Annotated in this window: 14 protein-coding genes; 9 read left to right on the forward strand and 5 right to left on the reverse strand. The window is 72.0% G+C overall.

Going from position 1 to position 18508, the window contains the following annotated elements; translation table 11 throughout:
• Window positions 1-86: 86 nt before the first annotated feature.
• Together ACFWP2_RS25960 and mshC are read left to right on the forward strand one after the other, a co-directional pair.
• Complete coding sequence (locus ACFWP2_RS25960) at window positions 87-917, forward strand: carbohydrate-binding protein (RefSeq protein WP_380455494.1); 831 nt, start codon at window positions 87-89, stop codon at window positions 915-917.
• Between the two features lie 295 nt (window positions 918-1212).
• Window positions 1213-2442 carry a cysteine--1-D-myo-inosityl 2-amino-2-deoxy-alpha-D-glucopyranoside ligase gene (gene mshC / locus ACFWP2_RS25965; RefSeq protein WP_380455496.1) on the forward strand — a complete coding sequence of 410 codons (1230 nt, stop codon included), beginning with the start codon at window positions 1213-1215 and terminating at the stop codon, window positions 2440-2442.
• An 86-nt stretch (window positions 2443-2528) separates the two neighbouring features.
• Here mshC and ACFWP2_RS25970 read toward each other — a convergent pair whose 3' ends face one another.
• Both ACFWP2_RS25970 and ACFWP2_RS25975 read right to left on the reverse strand, forming a co-directional pair.
• The gene (locus ACFWP2_RS25970) at window positions 2529-3482 is read right to left on the reverse strand and encodes a PAC2 family protein (protein ID WP_380455498.1); all 954 of its coding nucleotides are present in this window, start codon (window positions 3480-3482) and stop codon (window positions 2529-2531) included.
• A 341-nt stretch (window positions 3483-3823) separates the two neighbouring features.
• Window positions 3824-4918 (reverse strand): hypothetical protein, encoded by a 1095-nt coding sequence (locus tag ACFWP2_RS25975; protein ID WP_380455500.1) that lies wholly within the window; start codon window positions 4916-4918, stop codon window positions 3824-3826.
• A gap of 143 nt (window positions 4919-5061) precedes the next feature.
• Between ACFWP2_RS25975 and metH the strand changes: the two genes are divergently transcribed.
• The 3 genes from metH (at window position 5062) to ACFWP2_RS25990 (ending at window position 11244) form a co-directional block, all read left to right on the forward strand.
• Entirely contained in the window at window positions 5062-8574 is a 3513-nt protein-coding gene (gene metH / locus ACFWP2_RS25980) for a methionine synthase (RefSeq protein WP_380455502.1), read from the forward strand.
• 139 nt (window positions 8575-8713) lie between these two features.
• Window positions 8714-9418 carry an HAD family hydrolase gene (locus tag ACFWP2_RS25985; protein WP_380455504.1) on the forward strand — a complete coding sequence of 235 codons (705 nt, stop codon included), beginning with the start codon at window positions 8714-8716 and terminating at the stop codon, window positions 9416-9418.
• Window positions 9419-9639: 221 nt separating this feature from the next.
• A complete protein-coding gene (locus ACFWP2_RS25990) occupies window positions 9640-11244 on the forward strand; it encodes an ABC transporter substrate-binding protein (RefSeq protein WP_380455506.1) in 1605 nt (534 codons plus the stop codon).
• Between the two features lie 117 nt (window positions 11245-11361).
• On the opposite strand, the gene ACFWP2_RS25995 is transcribed toward ACFWP2_RS25990, so the two are convergent.
• Both ACFWP2_RS25995 and ACFWP2_RS26000 read right to left on the reverse strand, forming a co-directional pair.
• Window positions 11362-12033 carry a response regulator transcription factor gene (locus ACFWP2_RS25995; RefSeq protein ID WP_188299078.1) on the reverse strand — a complete coding sequence of 224 codons (672 nt, stop codon included), beginning with the start codon at window positions 12031-12033 and terminating at the stop codon, window positions 11362-11364.
• Entirely contained in the window at window positions 12034-12933 is a 900-nt protein-coding gene (locus tag ACFWP2_RS26000) for a RecB family exonuclease (protein WP_380455509.1), read from the reverse strand.
• Between the two features lie 165 nt (window positions 12934-13098).
• Here ACFWP2_RS26000 and ACFWP2_RS26005 point away from each other — a divergent pair, with 165 nt between their 5' ends.
• From ACFWP2_RS26005 to ACFWP2_RS26015, 3 genes are all read left to right on the forward strand, one after another.
• Window positions 13099-14316, forward strand: coding sequence for a site-2 protease family protein (locus tag ACFWP2_RS26005; protein WP_380455511.1), 1218 nt, complete (start codon window positions 13099-13101; stop codon window positions 14314-14316).
• A gap of 46 nt (window positions 14317-14362) precedes the next feature.
• On the forward strand, window positions 14363-15322 hold the full coding sequence (locus ACFWP2_RS26010; protein ID WP_380455513.1) for a tRNA (adenine-N1)-methyltransferase: 960 nt from the start codon (window positions 14363-14365) through the stop codon (window positions 15320-15322).
• An 82-nt stretch (window positions 15323-15404) separates the two neighbouring features.
• On the forward strand, window positions 15405-16073 hold the full coding sequence (locus ACFWP2_RS26015) for a hypothetical protein (protein WP_380455515.1): 669 nt from the start codon (window positions 15405-15407) through the stop codon (window positions 16071-16073).
• Between the two features lie 22 nt (window positions 16074-16095).
• Here the strand turns inward: ACFWP2_RS26015 and ACFWP2_RS26020 are convergent, their stop codons facing one another.
• Window positions 16096-16401 carry a ferredoxin gene (locus ACFWP2_RS26020; protein ID WP_380455517.1) on the reverse strand — a complete coding sequence of 102 codons (306 nt, stop codon included), beginning with the start codon at window positions 16399-16401 and terminating at the stop codon, window positions 16096-16098.
• A gap of 286 nt (window positions 16402-16687) precedes the next feature.
• Between ACFWP2_RS26020 and arc the strand changes: the two genes are divergently transcribed.
• Window positions 16688-18454, forward strand: coding sequence for a proteasome ATPase (arc, locus tag ACFWP2_RS26025; RefSeq protein WP_380455519.1), 1767 nt, complete (start codon window positions 16688-16690; stop codon window positions 18452-18454).
• Window positions 18455-18508 lie beyond the last annotated feature (54 nt).

Genomic DNA, 18508 nt, shown 5'->3' on the forward strand with positions numbered 1-18508 from the left:
CGGGCGACCGGTCCGGCCCTTGTCATGCCCCCACCATGGCAAGGGCCGCCCCCACACCCCCCGCCTCACGAGAATGGAGACGGCGCATGCCCACGCCCGACGGCATGATCAGCCGCAAGACCGTCCTGAAGGCCGCCGCCGCGCTCGGGGCCGCCCCGCTGCTGGTCGGCGGCGGTGTCGCACTGGCCCGGGACCGGATCGGCAGCGGCGAACCCATCGGCTTCACCCCCGAGTGCCACGACGGGGACGCCCCCACCGTCGAGCAGATCGAGGGCCCGTACTTCAAGCCCAACTCCCCGCTGCGCAGCTCGATGGTCAACGACGGGCCCGGCACCCACCTGGTGGTCAGCGGCTACGTCTTCGGCCGCGCCTGCCGGCCCATCTCCGGTGTGCTGCTGGACTTCTGGCAGGCGGACAACGGCGGCAACTACGACAACGTCACCTACACCTTCCGCGGCCACCAGTTCACCGACGCCAACGGCGCGTACCGGCTGGACACCATCGTGCCCGGCCTCTACCCGGGCCGCACCCGGCACCTGCACGTCAAGCTGCAGGCCCCCGGCCGCTCGATCGTCACCACCCAGCTGTACTTCCCGGGCGAGCCGCGCAACAGCACGGACACCATCTACGACCCCCGGCTGCTGATGAACGTCCGCCAGAACGGCCAGACCCGCGAGGCGAGCTTCGACTTCGTGCTGGACGTTCCGCAGACCCCCGGCACGCCGAGCCCGTCGCCCACCGCCACCCCGACCGGGGGCCCCAGCACGCCGCCGGGCGGCACCTGGGCCGCGGGCACCTCGTACAAGGCGGGCGACCGCGTCACCTACTCCGGCGTCTCCTACACCTGCCTCCAGGCGCACACCGCCATGGTCGGCTGGGAGCCGCCGAACGTGCCGGCCCTCTGGCAGCGGTCGTAGCGGCTCCGACCGCGTCCCCCGGGGGCGCCGGGCGCCCGGTCGGCGGCAGGGCCGGCCGGGCGCTCACCCATGTCCGAAGCCAGGGTCCGAAGCCAGGGTCCGGAACCGGGGCCGGCACCCGGGCCGGAAACCGGGGCCGGAACAGGGCCGGATCCGGAACCGGGACCGGGCGCCACGCACCGCCAGTCCCGTTCATTACCAGTCGGGAAACTGTCCGGCAACGGCAGGAAGCGAATCCAGTCGATCTTTCGTACTGGTTAGGCTTTCAAATGTTCGCAAGGTTAAAGTTGTTTCCATGCATGCCTGGCCCGCCTCCGAGGTTCCCGCCCTGCCTGGTCAGGGGCTCCCCCTCCGTATCCACGACACCGCTGCGGGCACGGTCCGCGAGGTGGTGCCGCAGGACGGCACCGCCCGGATCTACGTCTGCGGCATCACGCCCTACGACGCGACCCACATGGGCCACGCCGCCACCTACAACGCGTTCGACCTGGTGCAGCGCGTCTGGAAGGACGCCGGCCACGACGTCCTGTACATCCAGAACGTCACCGACGTCGACGACCCGCTGCTCGCCCGCGCGGTCGAGACCGGCCAGGACTGGACCGCCCTGGCCGAGCGCGAGACGGCCCTGTTCCGCGAGGACATGACCGCGCTGCGGATGCTCCCGCCGGCCCACTACATCGGCGCCGTCGAGTCGATCCCGTGGATCGTCCCGATCGTCCAGAAGCTGCTGGCTTCCGGTGCCGCCTACCAGGTGGACGGCGACATCTACTTCTCGGTCGACGCCGACCCGCACTTCGGCGAGGTCTCCGGCCTCACCCGCGAGGCCATGCGCCCGGTCTTCGCCGAGCGCGGCGGCGACCCGGACCGCCCCGGCAAGCGCAACCCGCTGGACGCCCTGCTCTGGCTGGCCGCCCGCCCGGGCGAGCCCGCCTGGGACACCGAGCTCGGCCACGGCCGCCCCGGCTGGCACATCGAGTGCGTCGCCATCGCGCTGCAGTACCTCGGGATGTCCTTCGACATCCAGGGCGGCGGCAGCGACCTCTCCTTCCCGCACCACGAGATGGGCGCCGCGCACGCCCAGGTCGCCACCGGCACCCACCCGTACGCCAAGGCGTACGTGCACGCCGGCATGGTCGCCCTGGACGGCCACAAGATGTCCAAGTCCCGCGGCAACCTGGTCTTCGTCTCGGCGCTGCGCCGCGAGGGCGTCGACCCGGCGGCGATCCGCCTGGCGCTGCTCTCGCACCACTACCGCGCGGACTGGGAGTGGACCAAGAGCACCCTGGACGAGGCCGTCGAGCGCCTCGCCCGCTGGCGCGCCGCGGTCTCCCGCCCGGACGGCCCGGCGGCCGAGCAGCTGCTCGCCGAGGTGCGCGAGGCGATCGCGAACGACCTGGACGCGCCCGCCGCGCTGGCCGCCGTCGACCGCTGGGCGGACCGGCAGGCGGCCGAGGGCGGCACCGACACCGGTGCGCCCGGCCTGGTGACCCGCACCGTGGACGCCCTGCTCGGCGTCGCGCTGTAGTCCCCGCACCACACACGCCGAAGGGGCGTCGGGACACCTGGTCCTGACGCCCCTTCGGCATGTTCCGCGGCACCCGGCCGGTGCGGCTACTCCTCCTCGGCGCCGTCCTGGCTCTCCCGGGCGCCGCCCGGCGGCTCCGGATCGGCCGGCCGCTCCGCCGTGGCGTGCCCGGACACCGGCTTCTCGCCGGTCGGCCCGACGTTCTCCCGGCGGCGCAGGTAGCGCTCGAACTCGCGGGCGATGGCGTCGCCGGAGGCCTCCGGCAGCTCCGCGGTGTCCTGGGCCTCCTCCAGCTGCTGGACGTACTCGGCCACCTCGCTGTCCTCGGCGGCGAGCTGGTCCACGCCGAGCTGCCAGGCCCGGGCGTCCTCGGCCAGCTCGCCCGGCGGGATGCGCAGGTCGAGCAGGTCCTCCAGTTTGTTGACCAGGGCCAGCGTGGCCTTGGGGTTCGGCGGCTGCGAGACGTAGTGCGGCACCGCCGCCCAGAGCGTCACGGCCGGCACCCCGGCGTGGGTGCAGGCCTCCTGGAGCACCCCGACGATGCCCGTGGGGCCCTCGTAGCGGCTCTCCTCCAGGTCCAGCCGGCGGGCCAGCTCCGGGTCGGAGGTGACCCCGCTGACCGGCACCGGGCGGCTGTGCGGGGTGTCGCCGAGCAGCGCGCCCAGGATCACCACCAGCTCGACGCCCAGCTCGTGCGCGAAGCCCAGCAGCTCGTTGCAGAACGAGCGCCAGCGCATGCTCGGCTCGATGCCGCGGACCAGCACGACGTCCCGGGGCGACGGTTGCGTCACCCGGATCACCGAGAGCCGGGTGGTCGGCCAGGTGATCCGGCGGATGCCGCCGTCCATCCAGACCGTGGGCCGGTTGACCTGGAAGTCGTAGTAGTCCTCCGCGTCCAGGGCGGCGAACACCTTGCCGCCCCAGGTCTCGTCCAGATGCGCCAGGGCCGCGGAGGCGGCGTCGCCGGCGTCGTTCCAGCCTTCGAAGGCGCAGACCATCACCGGGTCGATCAACTCGGGAACATCTTCCAGCTCGATCACCCAGCGTCTCCCTCCGGTCGGCGGTCGGTCCTGCGCCGCCCCGGCTGGCCTGCCGGGGCGCCGACGGGCCGGCTGCCGACTGTCGAACCTCTCGTCTCCCACGGAGCGTCTCGCCCCGTGGTCCCTACCTGCCCAGCCTACGGGCTTTGATGCGCACCGCGGCCGGGCACCGGGACAGTCTGGGGGAGCGGGCCGCCGCGATCCACCGGATATCGACGGGTCCCGGGCTGACGGGCCGTCAGACGTCCGGTGGGGGCGAAGGGTGTTCGAGTCGCGACGGTAGGTGACGGCCGGCCGGTGCCGCCGGGCCCGCGGCCCCGCCGGACGGCCAGCCGGGCCCGCTACCCGGCGTCCACCCAGCCGCCGCGGTACGCCGCCCAGTGCTCGGGCAGCGCGGCGAAGTCCACGTACAGCGCGACGCCGAAGTTGGCCCGCCGCCGGTCCTCCCGGCCCAGGCCCAGCCGGACGCCCCGGACGGCGGCCCGGACGGTCTCGGCGTCGCCCCAGTGGCCCCACTTGTCGTCCCAGAAGAAGGGCAGGCCCATCAGCAGGTCCACGTCGGCCGGGGTGGACCGCAGGGCGAGTTCGGTCTGCCGGGCGACGTAGCCGCCGTACAGCGGCTCGGTGGGCATCGAGGTGTCGTAGCTCATCACCGCGATCTGGTCGACCCGGCGGGCGGTCTCGGTGAAGTACGCCCGGTCCCACCACTTGCCGTGGTCGGTGAGCAGGATGCCGGCCGTGTGCAGGCCCGGGACGGGGTCGATCTGCGGTGCCGCCACCGACAGTTTGGCGCCGCGCGCCGCGGTGACCGGGCGGACCTGGTCGAGCAGTGCCAGCCAGCCCGGCGAACCGGGGCGGATCGGCTCCATGTCGAAGTGCACGCCGTCGAAGCCGAGGTCCAGCACCTGGCGGGCGGAGGCGGTGACCCGGTCCCGGGTGGGGCCGTCCTCCAGGTCCAGGGCATCCTTCTCCGGCTTGACCTCGTCGCCCAGCCAGCTCTGCAGCCGCACGCCGGGCAGCGCCCGGTGCACGGTGTCGGTGAACCAGCGGCCCCGCGGGTGGACGGCGGGCGGCAGCGAGCCGTCGTGCTCCAGCGGGCCGGTGTGCACGTAGAGGTCCCGGATGCCGGTGCCGGCCAGCTGCCGGAGCAGCGCGGCCACATCGGCCTCGGTCTTGCGGCCGTCCACCCAGGCGTGGCCGAGCCAGAGCGCGTCCCGGCCGCGGGTGCGGGCGTCGGCGGCGGGTTCGCCGGTGTAGTGCAGCCGGAACATCACGAACGCCGAGCCCAGCGCGGTGGCCGGCACGGCCGCCACCAGCACCAGGACCAGCAGTGCCCGGCGCCACCGGGACCATGCTCGCCAGCGGTCGCGCAGCGCGCGGAACGGGGCCCTCAGGGCCCGACCGGCACGCTGCGCGGAGGTCCGGAAACGGGCCACGCGCTTGCTCCCCCCTTGCGGTCGAGCGCTCAGGATACGGAATGGGACGGCGGGCGGACCCGTGGGCCGGATACCCTGGCCACGTGCGTGCCCGAGCAAGCGGGTTCGCAAAGCCGACAGCCGTCGCACCAGGGAGAAGACCCATGGCCACAGCAGCCACCCCGTCCGTCACCCAGCAGAGCCGCGCGAACGCGCTGCGTGAAGCGCTCGCCACCCGGGTGGTGGTCGCCGACGGTGCCATGGGCACCATGCTCCAGGCGCAGGACCCGACGCTGGAGGACTTCCAGAACCTCGAAGGCTGCAACGAGGTCCTCAACATCACCCGCCCGGACATCGTCCGGTCCGTCCACGAGGCCTACTTCGGGGTGGGCGTGGACTGCGTGGAGACCAACACCTTCGGCGCCAACTTCAGCGCGCTCGGCGAGTACGAGATCGCCGAGCGGATCTTCGAGCTGTCCGAGGCCGGCGCCCGGATCGCCCGCGAGGTGGCCGACGCCCACGCCGCCGCCGACGGCCGCACCCGCTGGGTGCTCGGCTCGATCGGCCCCGGCACCAAGCTGCCGACCCTCGGCCACGCCCCGTACGAGACGCTGCGCGACGGCTTCCGGCAGAACGCGGCCGGCCTGATCGCCGGCGGCGCCGACGCGCTGCTGGTCGAGACCAGCCAGGACCTGCTGCAGACCAAGGCCGCCATCCTGGGCTCCAAGCGGGCCCTGGCCGAGGCCGGGCTGGACCTGCCGGTGCTCGTGCAGGTGACGGTGGAGACCACCGGCACCATGCTGCTCGGCTCGGAGATCGGCGCCGCGCTCACCGCGCTGGAGCCGCTGGGCGTGGACTACATCGGCCTCAACTGCGCCACCGGCCCGGCCGAGATGAGCGAGCACCTGCGCTACCTGGCCAAGAACGCCCGGATCGGCCTGTCCTGCATGCCGAACGCGGGCCTGCCGGTGCTCGGCAAGGACGGCGCCCACTACCCGCTCTCCCCGGCCGAACTGGCCGACGCCCACGACGTGTTCACCCGCGAGTACGGCCTCTCGCTGGTCGGCGGCTGCTGCGGCACCACCCCCGAGCACCTGCGCCAGGTGGTCGAGCGGGTCCAGGGCCGCCCGATCGCCCCGCGCGACCCCCGGCCCGAGCCCTCGGCGGCCTCGCTGTACCAGGCGGTGCCGTTCCGGCAGGACACCTCGTACCTGGCCATCGGCGAGCGCACCAACGCCAACGGCTCGAAGAAGTTCCGCGAGTCGATGCTGGCCGGCGACTGGCAGGCCTGCGTGGAGATCGCCCGTGACCAGATCCGGGACGGCTCCCACCTGCTCGACCTCTGCGTGGACTACGTCGGCCGCGACGGCGTCGCCGACATGAAGGAGATCGCCGGCCGGCTGGCCACCGCCTCCACCCTGCCGATCGTGCTGGACTCCACCGAGCCGCCCGTGCTGCAGGCCGGCCTGGAGGCGCTCGGCGGCCGCGCGGTGCTCAACTCCGTGAACTACGAGGACGGCAACGCCCCCGACTCGCGCTTCGGGAGGATCGCCTCGCTGGCCCGCGAGCACGGCGCCGGCCTGATCGCCCTGACCATCGACGAGCAGGGCCAGGCCCGCACCGCCGAGACGAAGGTCGCGATCGCCGAGCGGCTGATCGCCGAACTCACCGCCGACTACGGCATCGACGAGGGCTCGATCCTGGTCGACTGCCTCACCTTCACGCTGGCCACCGGCCAGGAGGAGTCCCGCCGGGACGGCATCGAGACCATCGAGGCGATCCGCGAGCTCAAGCGCCGCCGCCCCGGGGTGCAGACCACCCTCGGGCTGTCCAACATCTCCTTCGGCCTCAACCCGGCCGCCCGGGTGGTGCTCAACTCGGTCTTCCTGCACGAGTGCGTGGAGGCCGGCCTGGACTCGGCGATCGTGCACGCCTCCAAGATCCTGCCGATCTCCCGCATCCCCGAGGACCAGCGCGAGGCCGCCCTCGACCTGGTCTACGACCGCCGCCGGGACGGCTACGACCCGCTGCAGCGCCTGCTGGAGCTGTTCGCCAACGTCTCCGCCGCCTCGGTGAGGGCCACCAAGGCCGAGGAACTGGCCGCGCTCCCGCTGGAGGAGCGGCTGCAGCGCCGGATCATCGACGGCGAGCGGGGCGGCCTGGAGGCCGACCTGGACGAGGCGCTGGCCGCGCGCCCGGCGCTGGAGATCATCAACGACACCCTGCTGGCCGGCATGAAGGTGGTCGGCGAGCTCTTCGGCTCCGGCCAGATGCAGCTGCCGTTCGTGCTCCAGTCCGCCGAGGTGATGAAGACCGCGGTGGCCCACCTGGAGCCGTACATGGAGAAGTCCGACAGCGAGGGCAAGGGCACCATCGTGCTGGCCACCGTCAAGGGCGACGTCCACGACATCGGCAAGAACCTGGTCGACATCATCCTGTCCAACAACGGCTACAACGTGGTCAACCTGGGCATCAAGCAGCCGGTCTCGGCGATCCTGGACGCCGCGCAGGAGCACAACGCGGACGTGATCGGGATGTCCGGCCTGCTGGTGAAGTCCACCGTGATCATGAAGGAGAACCTGGAGGAGCTGAACCAGCGCAAGCTGGCCGCGAGCTACCCGGTGATCCTCGGCGGCGCCGCGCTGACCCGGGCCTACGTCGAGCAGGACCTGCACGAGATCTACGAGGGCGAGGTCCGCTACGCCCGGGACGCCTTCGAGGGCCTGCGGCTGATGGACGCGCTGGTCGCGGTCAAGCGCGGGGTGCCCGGCGCGACCCTGCCGGAGCTCAAGCAGCGCCGGCACGCCCGGGTCGAGGTGGAGGAGCCGGAGCCCGAGGTCAACCTCGGCCAGATCCGCTCCGACGTCGCCGTCGACAACACCGTGCCCACCCCGCCGTTCTGGGGCGACCGGATCGTCAAGGGCATCCCGTTCGCGGACTACGCCTCCTGGCTGGACGAGGACGCGCTGTTCAAGGGGCAGTGGGGCCTGAAGGCCTCCCGCGCCGGGGACGGCCCCTCGTACGAGGAACTGGTGGAGACCGAGGGCCGGCCGCGGCTGCGGGCCTGGCTGGACCGCCTGCAGACCGAGGGCTGGCTGGAGGCCGCCGTGGTCTACGGCTACTACCCGGCGAACTCCAAGGGCGACGACCTGATCGTCTTCCACGAGGACGGCACCGAGCGCACCCGCTTCACCTTCCCGCGCCAGCGCCGCGGGCGCCGGCTCTGCCTGGCCGACTTCTTCCGCCCGGAGGAGTCCGGGGTGCGGGACGTCGTGGGCCTCCAGGTGGTCACCATGGGCAACCGGATCTCGGAGGCGGCCAACGAGCTGTTCGCCGGCAACTCCTACCGGGACTACCTGGAGCTGCACGGCCTCTCGGTGCAGCTGGCCGAGGCGCTGGCCGAGTTCTGGCACGCGCGGGTCCGCTACGAGCTGGGCTTCTCCGGCGAGGACCCGCAGGACGTCAAGGACATGTTCGCGCTCAAGTACCGCGGCGCCCGCTTCTCGCTCGGCTACGGGGCCTGCCCCGAGCTGGAGGACCGGGCCAAGATCGCCGAGCTGCTGAAGCCGGAGCGGATCGGCGTGGTGCTCTCCGAGGAGTTCCAGCTCCACCCGGAGCAGTCCACCGACGCGATCGTGATCCACCACCCGGAGGCGAAGTACTTCAACGCCCGGTAACTCCCGGTTCCCACCGCGTTCGCTCTTTCCGGACGAAGCGGGCGTATCCTTGATGATCCTGAACGGGCCGGTCCGCTCACCTGCGGGCCGGCCCGTGCCTTCCCCGGGGCCGCCCGGGCCTGCCGGAAGGACCCCTGCCATGACCACCAGCCCCACCGCCACGCGCATCCTCGACCACGGGGACGACCGCGGGCTCCAGGCGGTGCTGCTGGACATGGACGGGACGCTGGTGGACACCGAGGACTTCTGGTGGCAGGCCGAGGCCTCGCTCTTCGCCGAGCTGGGCCACGAGCTGGACGAGGCGGACCGCGCCCACGTGGTCGGCGGCCCGATGACCAGGGTGATGGAGTACCTGGTCGCCCGGACCGGGGCTGACATCGCGCCGGCCGACCTCGGCGTGCTGGTGAACCAGCGCTTCGTCGACCTGCTGGCCGGCGGCGTGCCGCTCATGCCGGGCGCCGAGCGGCTGCTCAACACCCTTGCCGCGCACGGCGTTCCGGCCGCCCTGGTGTCCGCCTCGCACCGGCACGTGATCGACATCGTGCTGCGCTCGCTGGGCGCCCACCACTTCGCCTTCACCGTCGGCGGGGACGAGGTGCCGCGCACCAAGCCGTTCCCGGACCCGTACCTGGAGGCGGCCCGGCGGCTGGGCGCGGAGCCGGCCCGCTGCGTGGTGATCGAGGACACCCCGACCGGCGTGCGGGCGGGCGAGGCGGCCGGCTGCCCGGTGATCGCGGTGCCCTCGGTGGCGGCGGTCGAACCGGCTCCGGGGCGGCTGGTGCTGCCGTCGCTGGAGCGGGTCGACCTCGACCTGCTGCGCTCCCTGGTCGCTTCGCGAGTGTGATTGTCGTCTCATTGCGAGCCCGCCTTACTCGCCGGTAAACGGCCCGGCGGGCCCCTGGGCCGAAGTCGCCGGGGGAGAAAACGGGCATTGACTGACAACTCGTCGGTCGTGCCGCCATGCCCCGAACCGCCGTGTCCCAAACGTCATCTGCGCGGGTATCGGTCGTACGTGTTCGATATGGCACGCTACTCCCGTTCGTGCCACCCAAAAGGACGCGCCTCGTGAAGACTTCAGCTGAACGCCTGGCAGTACTCGGTTGCGCCGGCCTGGTCGCCGTGTCGGTGGCGGGCTGCGGATCGGTGACCGACGTGGTCAAGGGGGACGGCGGCAAGTCGATCACCATGGGCACCAGTCAGCTGACCGGTGTCCTGGACCCGGCGGCCGCCTACGACTCCGGTTCCTGGCTGCTGCTGCGCAACACCTTCCAGTCGCTGCTCACCTTCCAGGCCGCGGCCAGCTCGCCCTCCCCGGACGCCGCGCAGGCCTGCGAGTTCACCAACGGCGAGGCCACCGAGTACCACTGCACCCTGAAGCCCGGCCAGAAGTTCTCCAACGGCCACCCGCTGACGGCCCAGGACGTGGTCTTCTCGATCGAGCGCACCAAGAAGATCAACGACCCGAACGGCCCGGTCGAACTGCTCGACTCGATCAAGTCCGTCGAGGCCAAGGGCGACAACGAGGTGCTCTTCCACCTCTCCGCGCCCGACGCCACCCTGCCGGCCAAGCTGGCGAGCCCGGCCGGCGCCATCGTGGACCACCAGGCCTACCCCGCCGACAAGGTCGTCGCCAACGACAAGCTGATCGGCTCCGGCCCGTACCGCATGGACGCGGTCGAGAACCTGAGCGGCAGCAAGCAGCTGGGCAAGGTCGTGCTGTCGGCCAACGACAAGTACGGCGGCGAGGCCAAGCTGCGCAACAGCAAGTTCACCGTGCGGTACTTCGACAAGTCGGAGGACCTGAAGGCCGCGCTGGACCGCGGTGAGGTCGACCTCACCGACAACAGCCTGGAGCCCAACACCGCCGCCCAGGTCCGCTCCGACCAGCAGGGCGGCAAGACCGACCTCCAGGTGACCGAGGGCGACAGCAACGACACCCGTTCGCTGGTCCTCAACACCAAGGACCAGCTGATGAGCAACGTCGCCGTGCGCCAGGCCGTCGCCCAGATGATGGACCGCAAGGCGCTGGCCCGCGACGTCTTCGCCCGCACCGTCCAGGCGCTCTACTCCATGGTCCCGGCCGGCCTGCCCGGCCACACCACGGCCTTCTTCGACCGCTACGGCGACCAGGACGTCAACAAGGCCAAGAAGATCCTGGCCGACGCCAAGATCCAGACCCCGGTCAAGTTCACCCTCACCTGGTCCCGTTCGCGGGCCGGCAGCAACGAGGCCGAGACGCTGAAGAAGCAGCTGGAGACCGGCGGCCTCTTCCAGGTGACGCTCGCCCAGGAGCCGGACTGGGACACGTACCGCAAGGGCTGGAACGAGGGCAAGTACCAGGCCTACGTCATCGGTTGGTTCGCCGACTACCCGGACCCGGACAACTACCTGGCCCCGCTGCTGATCAACGGCGGTGCCTACCACCACGGTTGGGACGACCCGCGGATCAGCGGGAAGCTGGTGCCGGAGGGCCTCAAGCAGACCGACCGCAGCGCCGCGGCCGCCACCTACGCGCAGATCCAGCAGATCGAGGCCGAGAACGTGCCGCTGATCCCGCTGTACCAGAACAAGTCCTTCTTCGCGGCCCGCTCGTACGTCACCGGCGTCGAGTCCACCGTCGACACCACCGGCTACTTCCGCTTCTGGGAGATCAGCCGGACCAACAAGTAGCGCCCGCAGGACGGCGGCCCGCCCGCTTCCCCGTCGGTACGGGGGAGCAGGCGGGCCGCCGTGGCGTTTCCGCGGCCCTGACGGCCGCGGTGACCGCCGTGCGGGGCCGCGGGGCCCCTACAGGGCGCCCGGGCGCACCAGCCCGCTCTCGTAGGCGTACACGGCCGCCTGCACCCGGTCGCGCAGCTGCAGCTTGGTCAGCACATGGCCCACGTGCGTCTTCACGGTGGTCTCGCTGACGAACAGCTCGGCCGCGATCTCCGCGTTCGACAGCCCGCGCGCCACCAGCTTCAGCACCTCCAGCTCGCGCTCGGTCAGCGCGCTCAGCGCCTGCGGCGGCGCCTCGTCGCCCGAAGGCAGCTTGGTGGCGTACATGTCCAGCAGCCGGCGGGTGATGCTCGGCGCCAGCATCGCCGCGCCGTCCGCGACCACCCGGATCGCCTGCACCAGCTCCTCGGCCGGGACGTCCTTCAGCAGGAAGCCGCTGGCGCCCGCGCGCAGCGCCTCCACCACGTACTCGTCCAGGTCGAAGGTGGTCAGCACCAGCACCTTGGCCGGGCCGTCCCGCCCCGGGCCGGCGATCCGGCGGGTCGCCTCGACGCCGTCCATCCGGGGCATCCGGATGTCCATCAGCACCACGTCGGGCTGCAGCGCCCGCACCTGGTCCAGCGCCTGCTGGCCGTCGCCGGCCTCGCCGACCACCACGAGGTCGGACTCGGCCTCCAGGATCATCCGGAAACCGGTGCGCAGCAGCGGCTGGTCGTCGACCAGCAGCACTCGGATCGTCACCTAGGACTCCTTGCTCATCGGATCCCCCGTGGGATCGCTCTCATCCGACGTACGGGTCAGCGGCAGCGGGTACGGCGGCGGGGTGCCGCCGAACTCCGGGCAGCTGGCCTGGTGGTCGCACCAGTCGCAGAGGCGGTTGCGGGTGGCCGGGAAGTCCCCGGTGGCCACCGCCTGGCCGATCCGCTCCCACAGCGCCCGGAGCTTGCGCTCCACCGCGAGCAGGTCGGCCTGGTCCGGGTCGTAGCTGACCACGTCCCCGCCGCCGCCGAGGTAGACCAGCTGGAGGCGCTTGGGGATCACGCCCTTCCAGCGCCACACCACCAGGGCGTAGAACTTCATCTGGAACATCGCCTTGCCCTCGAAGTCCCGCGAGGGCGCCCGGCCGGTCTTGTAGTCCACCAGCCGGACCTCGCCGGTCGGGGCGACGTCCACCCGGTCGATGTAGCCGCGCAGCAGCAGCCCCGAGTCCAGGGCCGTCTCCACGTAGAGCTCCCGCTCCACCGGGTGCAGCCGGGTCGGGTCCTCCAGCCGGAACCACTGGCCGACCAGCTTCTCGGCGTCCGCCAGCCAGCGGGTGAGCGCCGCGCCGTCCGGGTCGTCCGGGAACAGCGTGCCCAGCTCCGGGCGCTCGCCCAGCAGCCGCTCCCACTGCGGGCGCAGCAGGCCCAGCGCCCGCTCCGGCGTCCGCTCGGCCGCCGGGCTGTCGAACAGCCGCTCCAGCACCGCGTGCACCAGGGTGCCCCGGGTCGCCGCCGAGCTCGGCGGCTCGGGCAGCCGGTCGATCACCCGCAGCCGGTACAGCAGGGGACAGGTGAGGAAGTCCCCCGCTCGGGACGGGGAGAGCCCGGTCGGGGGTGCCGCCGGACGCACGGCGGCACTGCTGGTCTCGGTGTGCTGCATGGCTACGACCCTATTGCCCTTCGCTGTCATCCCGCTGCCACGGTGCTGCCAGGCACGCGGCGAGTGGGTATGAAGCCGGAAGGAGGGCCGCGCAGCGCCGGAGGGCCGCGATCACGTAGCGTGGGCGCACCGGGCACGACGGGGGAGACGACCGAAGGGATCACGGTGAGCGACAGCAGGGGGCAGCAGCCCTCCGACCAGCCACCGCAGGCGGGCGAGGGACGTCCGGCCGGGCCGCCGCCCGAGCCCCGGCGCCGCGGCGGCATCCTGATGGGCCGGCCCTTCGGCGTGCCCGTCTACGTCACCCCGTCCTGGTTCGTGATCGCCGCGCTGATCACCTGGGTGTTCGGCGGACAGCTGGGCGACGTGCTGCCCGACCTCGGCGCTGCCCGCTACCTGGTCGCGTTCTTCTTCGCGGTCGCCTTCTACGGCTCCGTCCTGGTCCACGAGCTCGCCCACACCCTGGTCGCGTTGCGCTACCGGCTCGGGGTGCGGCGGATCCAGCTCCAGTTCTTCGGCGGGGTCTCCGAGATCGAGAACGAGGCGCAGAGCCCCTGGCGGGAGTTCTGGCTGGCCTTCGTCGGCCCGCTGCTCTCGCTGCTGCTCGGCGGCGTGTTCTACCTCGGGGTGCGGGCGGTGGACCTGTCCACCGTGCCCGGGGTGCTGCTCACCGGCCTGATGGTCTCCAACCTGGTGGTCGCCGCCTTCAACCTGCTGCCCGGCCTGCCGCTGGACGGCGGCCGGATGCTGCGCGCGGTCGTCTGGGCGATCACCGGCAAGCCGATGACCGGCACGGTGGCCGCCGCCTGGGTCGGCCGCGCGCTGGCCGTCGCCGTGCTGATCGGCCTGCCGCTGCTGAGCGCCGCCCGCGGGGTCGAGCGCACCACCACCGACACCCTGGTGGACGCGCTGCTGGCCGCGGTGCTCGCCGCGATCATCTGGAACGGCGCCACCGGCAGCCTGCGCAACGCCCGGCTCAAGGAGGTGCTGCCGGGCCTGCGGCTGCGCGAGCTGGCCCGGCGGGCCGTCGAGGTCACCGCCGACACCCCGCTCGGCGAGGCGCTGCGCCGCGCCCGCGAGGCCCGGGCCGGCGCGGTGATCGTGGTGGACGGCCGGGGCGAGCCGATCGCCCTCGTGCGCGAGGCCGCCGTCCGGTCGGTGCCCGAGCACCGCCGCCCCTGGGTGGCCGTCGGCGCGCTCGCCCGCGACCTCGAACCCGGGCTGCGGCTGAGCGCCGACCTCGGCGGCGAGGACCTGCTGCGGGCCGTCCAGGCCACCCCGGCGGGGGAGTACCTGGTGGTCGAGGCGGACGGCCGGGTGTACGGCGTCGCCTCGCTCAGCGACATCGAGCAGCGGCTGACCGCGGCCGTCACCGGCCGCTGATCATGGTGGTAGGGCGGGAGGCTCCGCTTCCCTTAGGATTGTCGGCATGTCCGAACCGACCGGTGCCGCCCGCCGACGCGGGCCCTTCCAGGTCGGGGACCAGGTCCAGCTGACCGATCCCAAGGGTCGCCACTACACGTTCACGCTCCAGGCCGGGAACCAGTTCCACACCCACAAGGGTGCGTTCCCGCACGACGAGCTGATCGGCGCTCCCGAGGGCACGGTCGTGCGCACCACGGGGAACGTCCCGTACCTCGCGCTGCGCCCCCTGCTCCCCGACTACGTCCTGTCCATGCCGCGCGGCGCCGCCGTGATCTACCCCAAGGACGCGGGGCAGATCCTGGCCATGGCCGACATCTTCGCCGGCGCCCGCGTGGTCGAGGCCGGTGTCGGCTCGGGCGCGCTCAGCATGTACCTGCTGCGCGCCGTCGGCGAGCACGGCATGCTGGCCTCCTACGAGCGCCGGCAGGACTTCGCCGACATCGCCCAGGGGAACGTCGAGCGCTACTTCGGCGGCCCGCACCCGGCGTGGAAGCTCACCGTCGGCGACCTCCAGGACAACCTGGTCGAGGCCGACGTCGACCGCGTCCTCCTCGACATGCTGGCCCCCTGGGAGTGCCTGGACGTCGCCTCCAAGGCGCTCGTCCCCGGCGGCCTCATCTGCTGCTACGTGGCCACCACCACGCAGATGTCCAAGACCGTCGAGGCGCTGCGCGAGCACGGCACCTTCACCGAGCCGCAGGCCTGGGAGACCATGGTCCGCACCTGGCACCTGGAGGGCCTGGCGGTCCGCCCGGACCACCGGATGATCGGCCACACCGGCTTCCTGCTCACCGCCCGCCGCCTGGCGGACGGTGTGGAGCCGCCGCTGCGCCGCCGCCGCCCGGCCAAGGGCGCGTACGGCGAGGACTACGACAACGGCTCCCCCGAGCTCTCCCTCCAGGAGCGTGCCGCCGCCCGCAAGGCCGCCCGCACCACCGAGGCGGACCAGCCCGACCTGGGCTGAGCCCCGAACCACCGAGAAGGGGTGGTACGAGCGATCCGCTCGTACCACCCCTTCGGCATTCCGCCGAACCCGGTGTGGGACGATGCTCGCTCACGCAGACCAGCTCCTGGAGCTCTGGAGGGGACGCCTGGTGGAGACCGCGGTCGGGACGACGACGGCGACGGTTGGACAGCCGGCACCGCGGGGCCGCTCCGGGCCCGGGCCCGGGCACGCGCGCACCGCACCGTGGCACTGGGCCCTCGCCCTGGCCGGCTGCGCCGCGGTGGTGGGGGCCGCGCTGGCCGCCTCCCCGGCGACCGGCAGCCCGGTGTCCGCGCACCCCACGGCCACGTCCCTCGCCGCGAGCGCCGGCCCCGACCCGGCCCAGGTCCAACTCCCGCTGGACTGCGGCCCGTTCCCGGTCAAGACGGCGCTCAGCGTGCCCGCGCGGCTCGGCGACGGGCGCGCCGCCACGGTGGTCGCCGCGCACTGCGCCACCGAGACCGGCACCCCGCCGGACGCCGTCCTGCTGCTCGGCTTCGGCCCGGGCGGACGCCCGGAGGTGGTGGCCACGCTGCTGCCCGAGCGCGAGAACCTCACCGTGAGCCGGATCGCGGTGCGTTCGGACGGCGCCATCACCGGCCACGCGCAGGGGTATTCGAGCGAGGACGTGCCGCGGTTCCGGCCCGACATCTCGGTCGACCTCACCTGGACGCACAAGGGCGGCGGCTGGGAACGATCCCAGGCCGCCGCCCCGGTCTCCGCCGTGTGACGGACCGACTACCGCGCGCCGCCTACTCGGCGTCCGGCCCGTACACCTCGACCCGGTCGGCGACCCGGCGCACGTGGATGCAGTCGCCGGGGCACTCCTTCGCCGAGTCCACCACGTCCTGAAGGATCGTCAGCGGTACCGGGGCCGTCTCCCCGGGCTGCTGGCGCAGCTCGTCGTCCGGCCCCTTCACATAGGCCAGCCCGTCGATGTCGAGCTCGAAGACCTCGGGTGCGTACTGCACGCAGATGCCGTCGCCGGTGCAGAGATCCTGGTCGATCCACACCTCCAGCTCATCGGCCGCTGCCGCCGTCTGCTCGGTCACCGACATGGTCCCCTGCCGTTTCTGTCCCGGGTCGCCCCTATTCCTGGAGCAATCCCGCCATTCGTACAACGATCGGACCTCGAGTTGTGGTCGCGATCGGATATCACTTCGCTCGACGATACATCTGGCCCGCTTTGGGCCGTGCGCGGTGGGTATCCCCCTTAGCAGAGGGGAAGCACGCTGGGGCGAAGATCGGACACGCCCGTTCCATCTTTCTTGATCTAGGGGTTTACGGACCCCTGGTCCCAGGTAGGGTCTGGAAGCGTCCAGCTCCCCGGAGGAGGTGAGGACCGTGGCAGCCCACGATGACGACTACAACCGCAGCACCGGCAGGCCCGCTCGTGGTTCCGACGAGGCCGCTCAGGTCTCGTACCTTGAGCAGGAAATCGCCGTGTTGCGCCGCAAGCTCGCCGACTCGCCGCGCAATTCGAGGATCCTCGAAGAGCGGATCGTCGAGCTCCAGACCAACCTGGCGGGCGTGACCGCCCAGAACGAACGGCTCGCCTCCACCCTGCGCGAGGCCCGCGACCAGATCGTGGCCCTCAAGGAGGAAGTGGACCGGCTGGCACAGCCCCCGGCGGGCTTCGGCACCTTCCTCGACGCGAACGAGGACGGCACCGCCGACATCTTCACCGGGGGGCGCAAGCTCCGCGTGAACGTCAGCCCCGGTGTCGCCCTCGACCAGGTGCGGCGCGGCCAGGAAGTGATGCTCAACGAGGCCCTCAACATCGTGGACGCGATGGCCTTCGAGAACATCGGCGAGATCGTCACCCTCAAGGAGGTCCTGGAGGACGGCGAGCGCGCCCTCGTCCTGGGCCACACCGACGAGGAGCGCGTGGTGCGGCTCGCCGAGCCGCTGCGCGGGCTGACCATCCGGGCCGGGGACGCCCTGCTGCTGGAGCCCCGCTCCGGCTACGTGTTCGAGGTCGTGCCGAAGGCCGAGGTCGAGGAGCTGGTCCTCGAGGAGGTCCCGGACATCGACTACCGCCAGATCGGCGGCCTGAGCAACCAGATCGAGCTGATCCGCGACGCGGTCGAGCTGCCCTACCTGCACGCCGACCTCTTCAAGGAGTACGAGCTGCGCCCGCCCAAGGGGGTGCTGCTCTACGGCCCGCCCGGCTGCGGCAAGACGCTGATCGCCAAGGCGGTCGCCAACTCGCTGGCCAAGAAGGTCGCCGAGGTCACCGGCCGCCCCCAGGGGAAGAGCTACTTCCTCAACATCAAGGGCCCCGAGCTGCTCAACAAGTACGTGGGCGAGACCGAGCGGCAGATCCGCCTGGTCTTCCAGCGGGCCCGGGAGAAGGCGGGCGAGGGCACGCCCGTCATCGTCTTCTTCGACGAGATGGAGTCGCTCTTCCGCACCCGCGGCTCGGGCGTCAGCTCGGACGTGGAGAACACCATCGTCCCGCAGCTGCTCGCCGAGATCGACGGCGTGGAGGGCCTGGAGAACGTCATCGTCATCGGCGCCTCGAACCGCGAGGACATGATCGACCCGGCGATCCTGCGGCCCGGCCGCCTGGACGTCAAGATCAAGATCGAGCGCCCGGACGCCGAGGCCGCGAAGGACATCTTCTCCAAGTACCTCAAGGACTCGCTGCCGTTCCACCCGGACGACCTCAAGGAGCACGACGGCTCCCTCGAGGCCACGGTGGCCGCGATGATCCAGTCCGTGGTGGAGCGGATGTACTCCGAGACCGAGGAGAACCGCTTCCTGGAGGTCACCTACGCCAACGGTGACAAGGAGGTCCTGTACTTCAAGGACTTCAACTCCGGCGCGATGATCCAGAACATCGTCGACCGCGCGAAGAAGATGGCCATCAAGGACTTCCTCGACCACGGTCAGCGCGGTCTTCGGGTCTCCCACCTGCTCGCCGCCTGCGTGGACGAGTTCAAGGAGAACGAGGACCTCCCGAACACCACCAACCCGGACGACTGGGCCCGCATCTCCGGCAAGAAGGGCGAGCGGATCGTCTTCATCCGCACGCTCGTCACCGGCAAGCAGGGCGCCGAGTCCGGCCGCTCGATCGACACTGTCGCCAACACGGGGCAGTACCTGTAAGCACGCGGTTGTCCGGGCCGGCTGCGGTCCCCGGAGCTGTACGCACACCGTCCG

Source organism: Kitasatospora sp. NPDC058444, from assembly GCF_042721415.1.
GTDB lineage: Bacteria > Actinomycetota > Actinomycetes > Streptomycetales > Streptomycetaceae > Kitasatospora.

Bases quoted from the DNA above. Each gene is read 5' to 3' on its own strand.
- ACFWP2_RS26020 (WP_380455517.1), bottom strand. From the start codon at position 16,401: ATGTCGGTGACCGAGCAGACGGCGGCAGCGGCCGATGAGCTGGAGGTG.
- ACFWP2_RS25985 (WP_380455504.1), top strand. From the start codon at position 8,714: ATGACCACCAGCCCCACCGCCACGCGCATCCTCGACCACGGGGACGAC.
- ACFWP2_RS26015 (WP_380455515.1), top strand. From the start codon at position 15,405: ATGCTCGCTCACGCAGACCAGCTCCTGGAGCTCTGGAGGGGACGCCTG.
- mshC (WP_380455496.1), top strand. From the start codon at position 1,213: ATGCATGCCTGGCCCGCCTCCGAGGTTCCCGCCCTGCCTGGTCAGGGG.
- ACFWP2_RS25960 (WP_380455494.1), top strand. From the start codon at position 87: ATGCCCACGCCCGACGGCATGATCAGCCGCAAGACCGTCCTGAAGGCC.
- ACFWP2_RS26010 (WP_380455513.1), top strand. From the start codon at position 14,363: ATGTCCGAACCGACCGGTGCCGCCCGCCGACGCGGGCCCTTCCAGGTC.
- ACFWP2_RS26000 (WP_380455509.1), bottom strand. From the start codon at position 12,933: ATGCAGCACACCGAGACCAGCAGTGCCGCCGTGCGTCCGGCGGCACCC.
- metH (WP_380455502.1), top strand. From the start codon at position 5,062: ATGGCCACAGCAGCCACCCCGTCCGTCACCCAGCAGAGCCGCGCGAAC.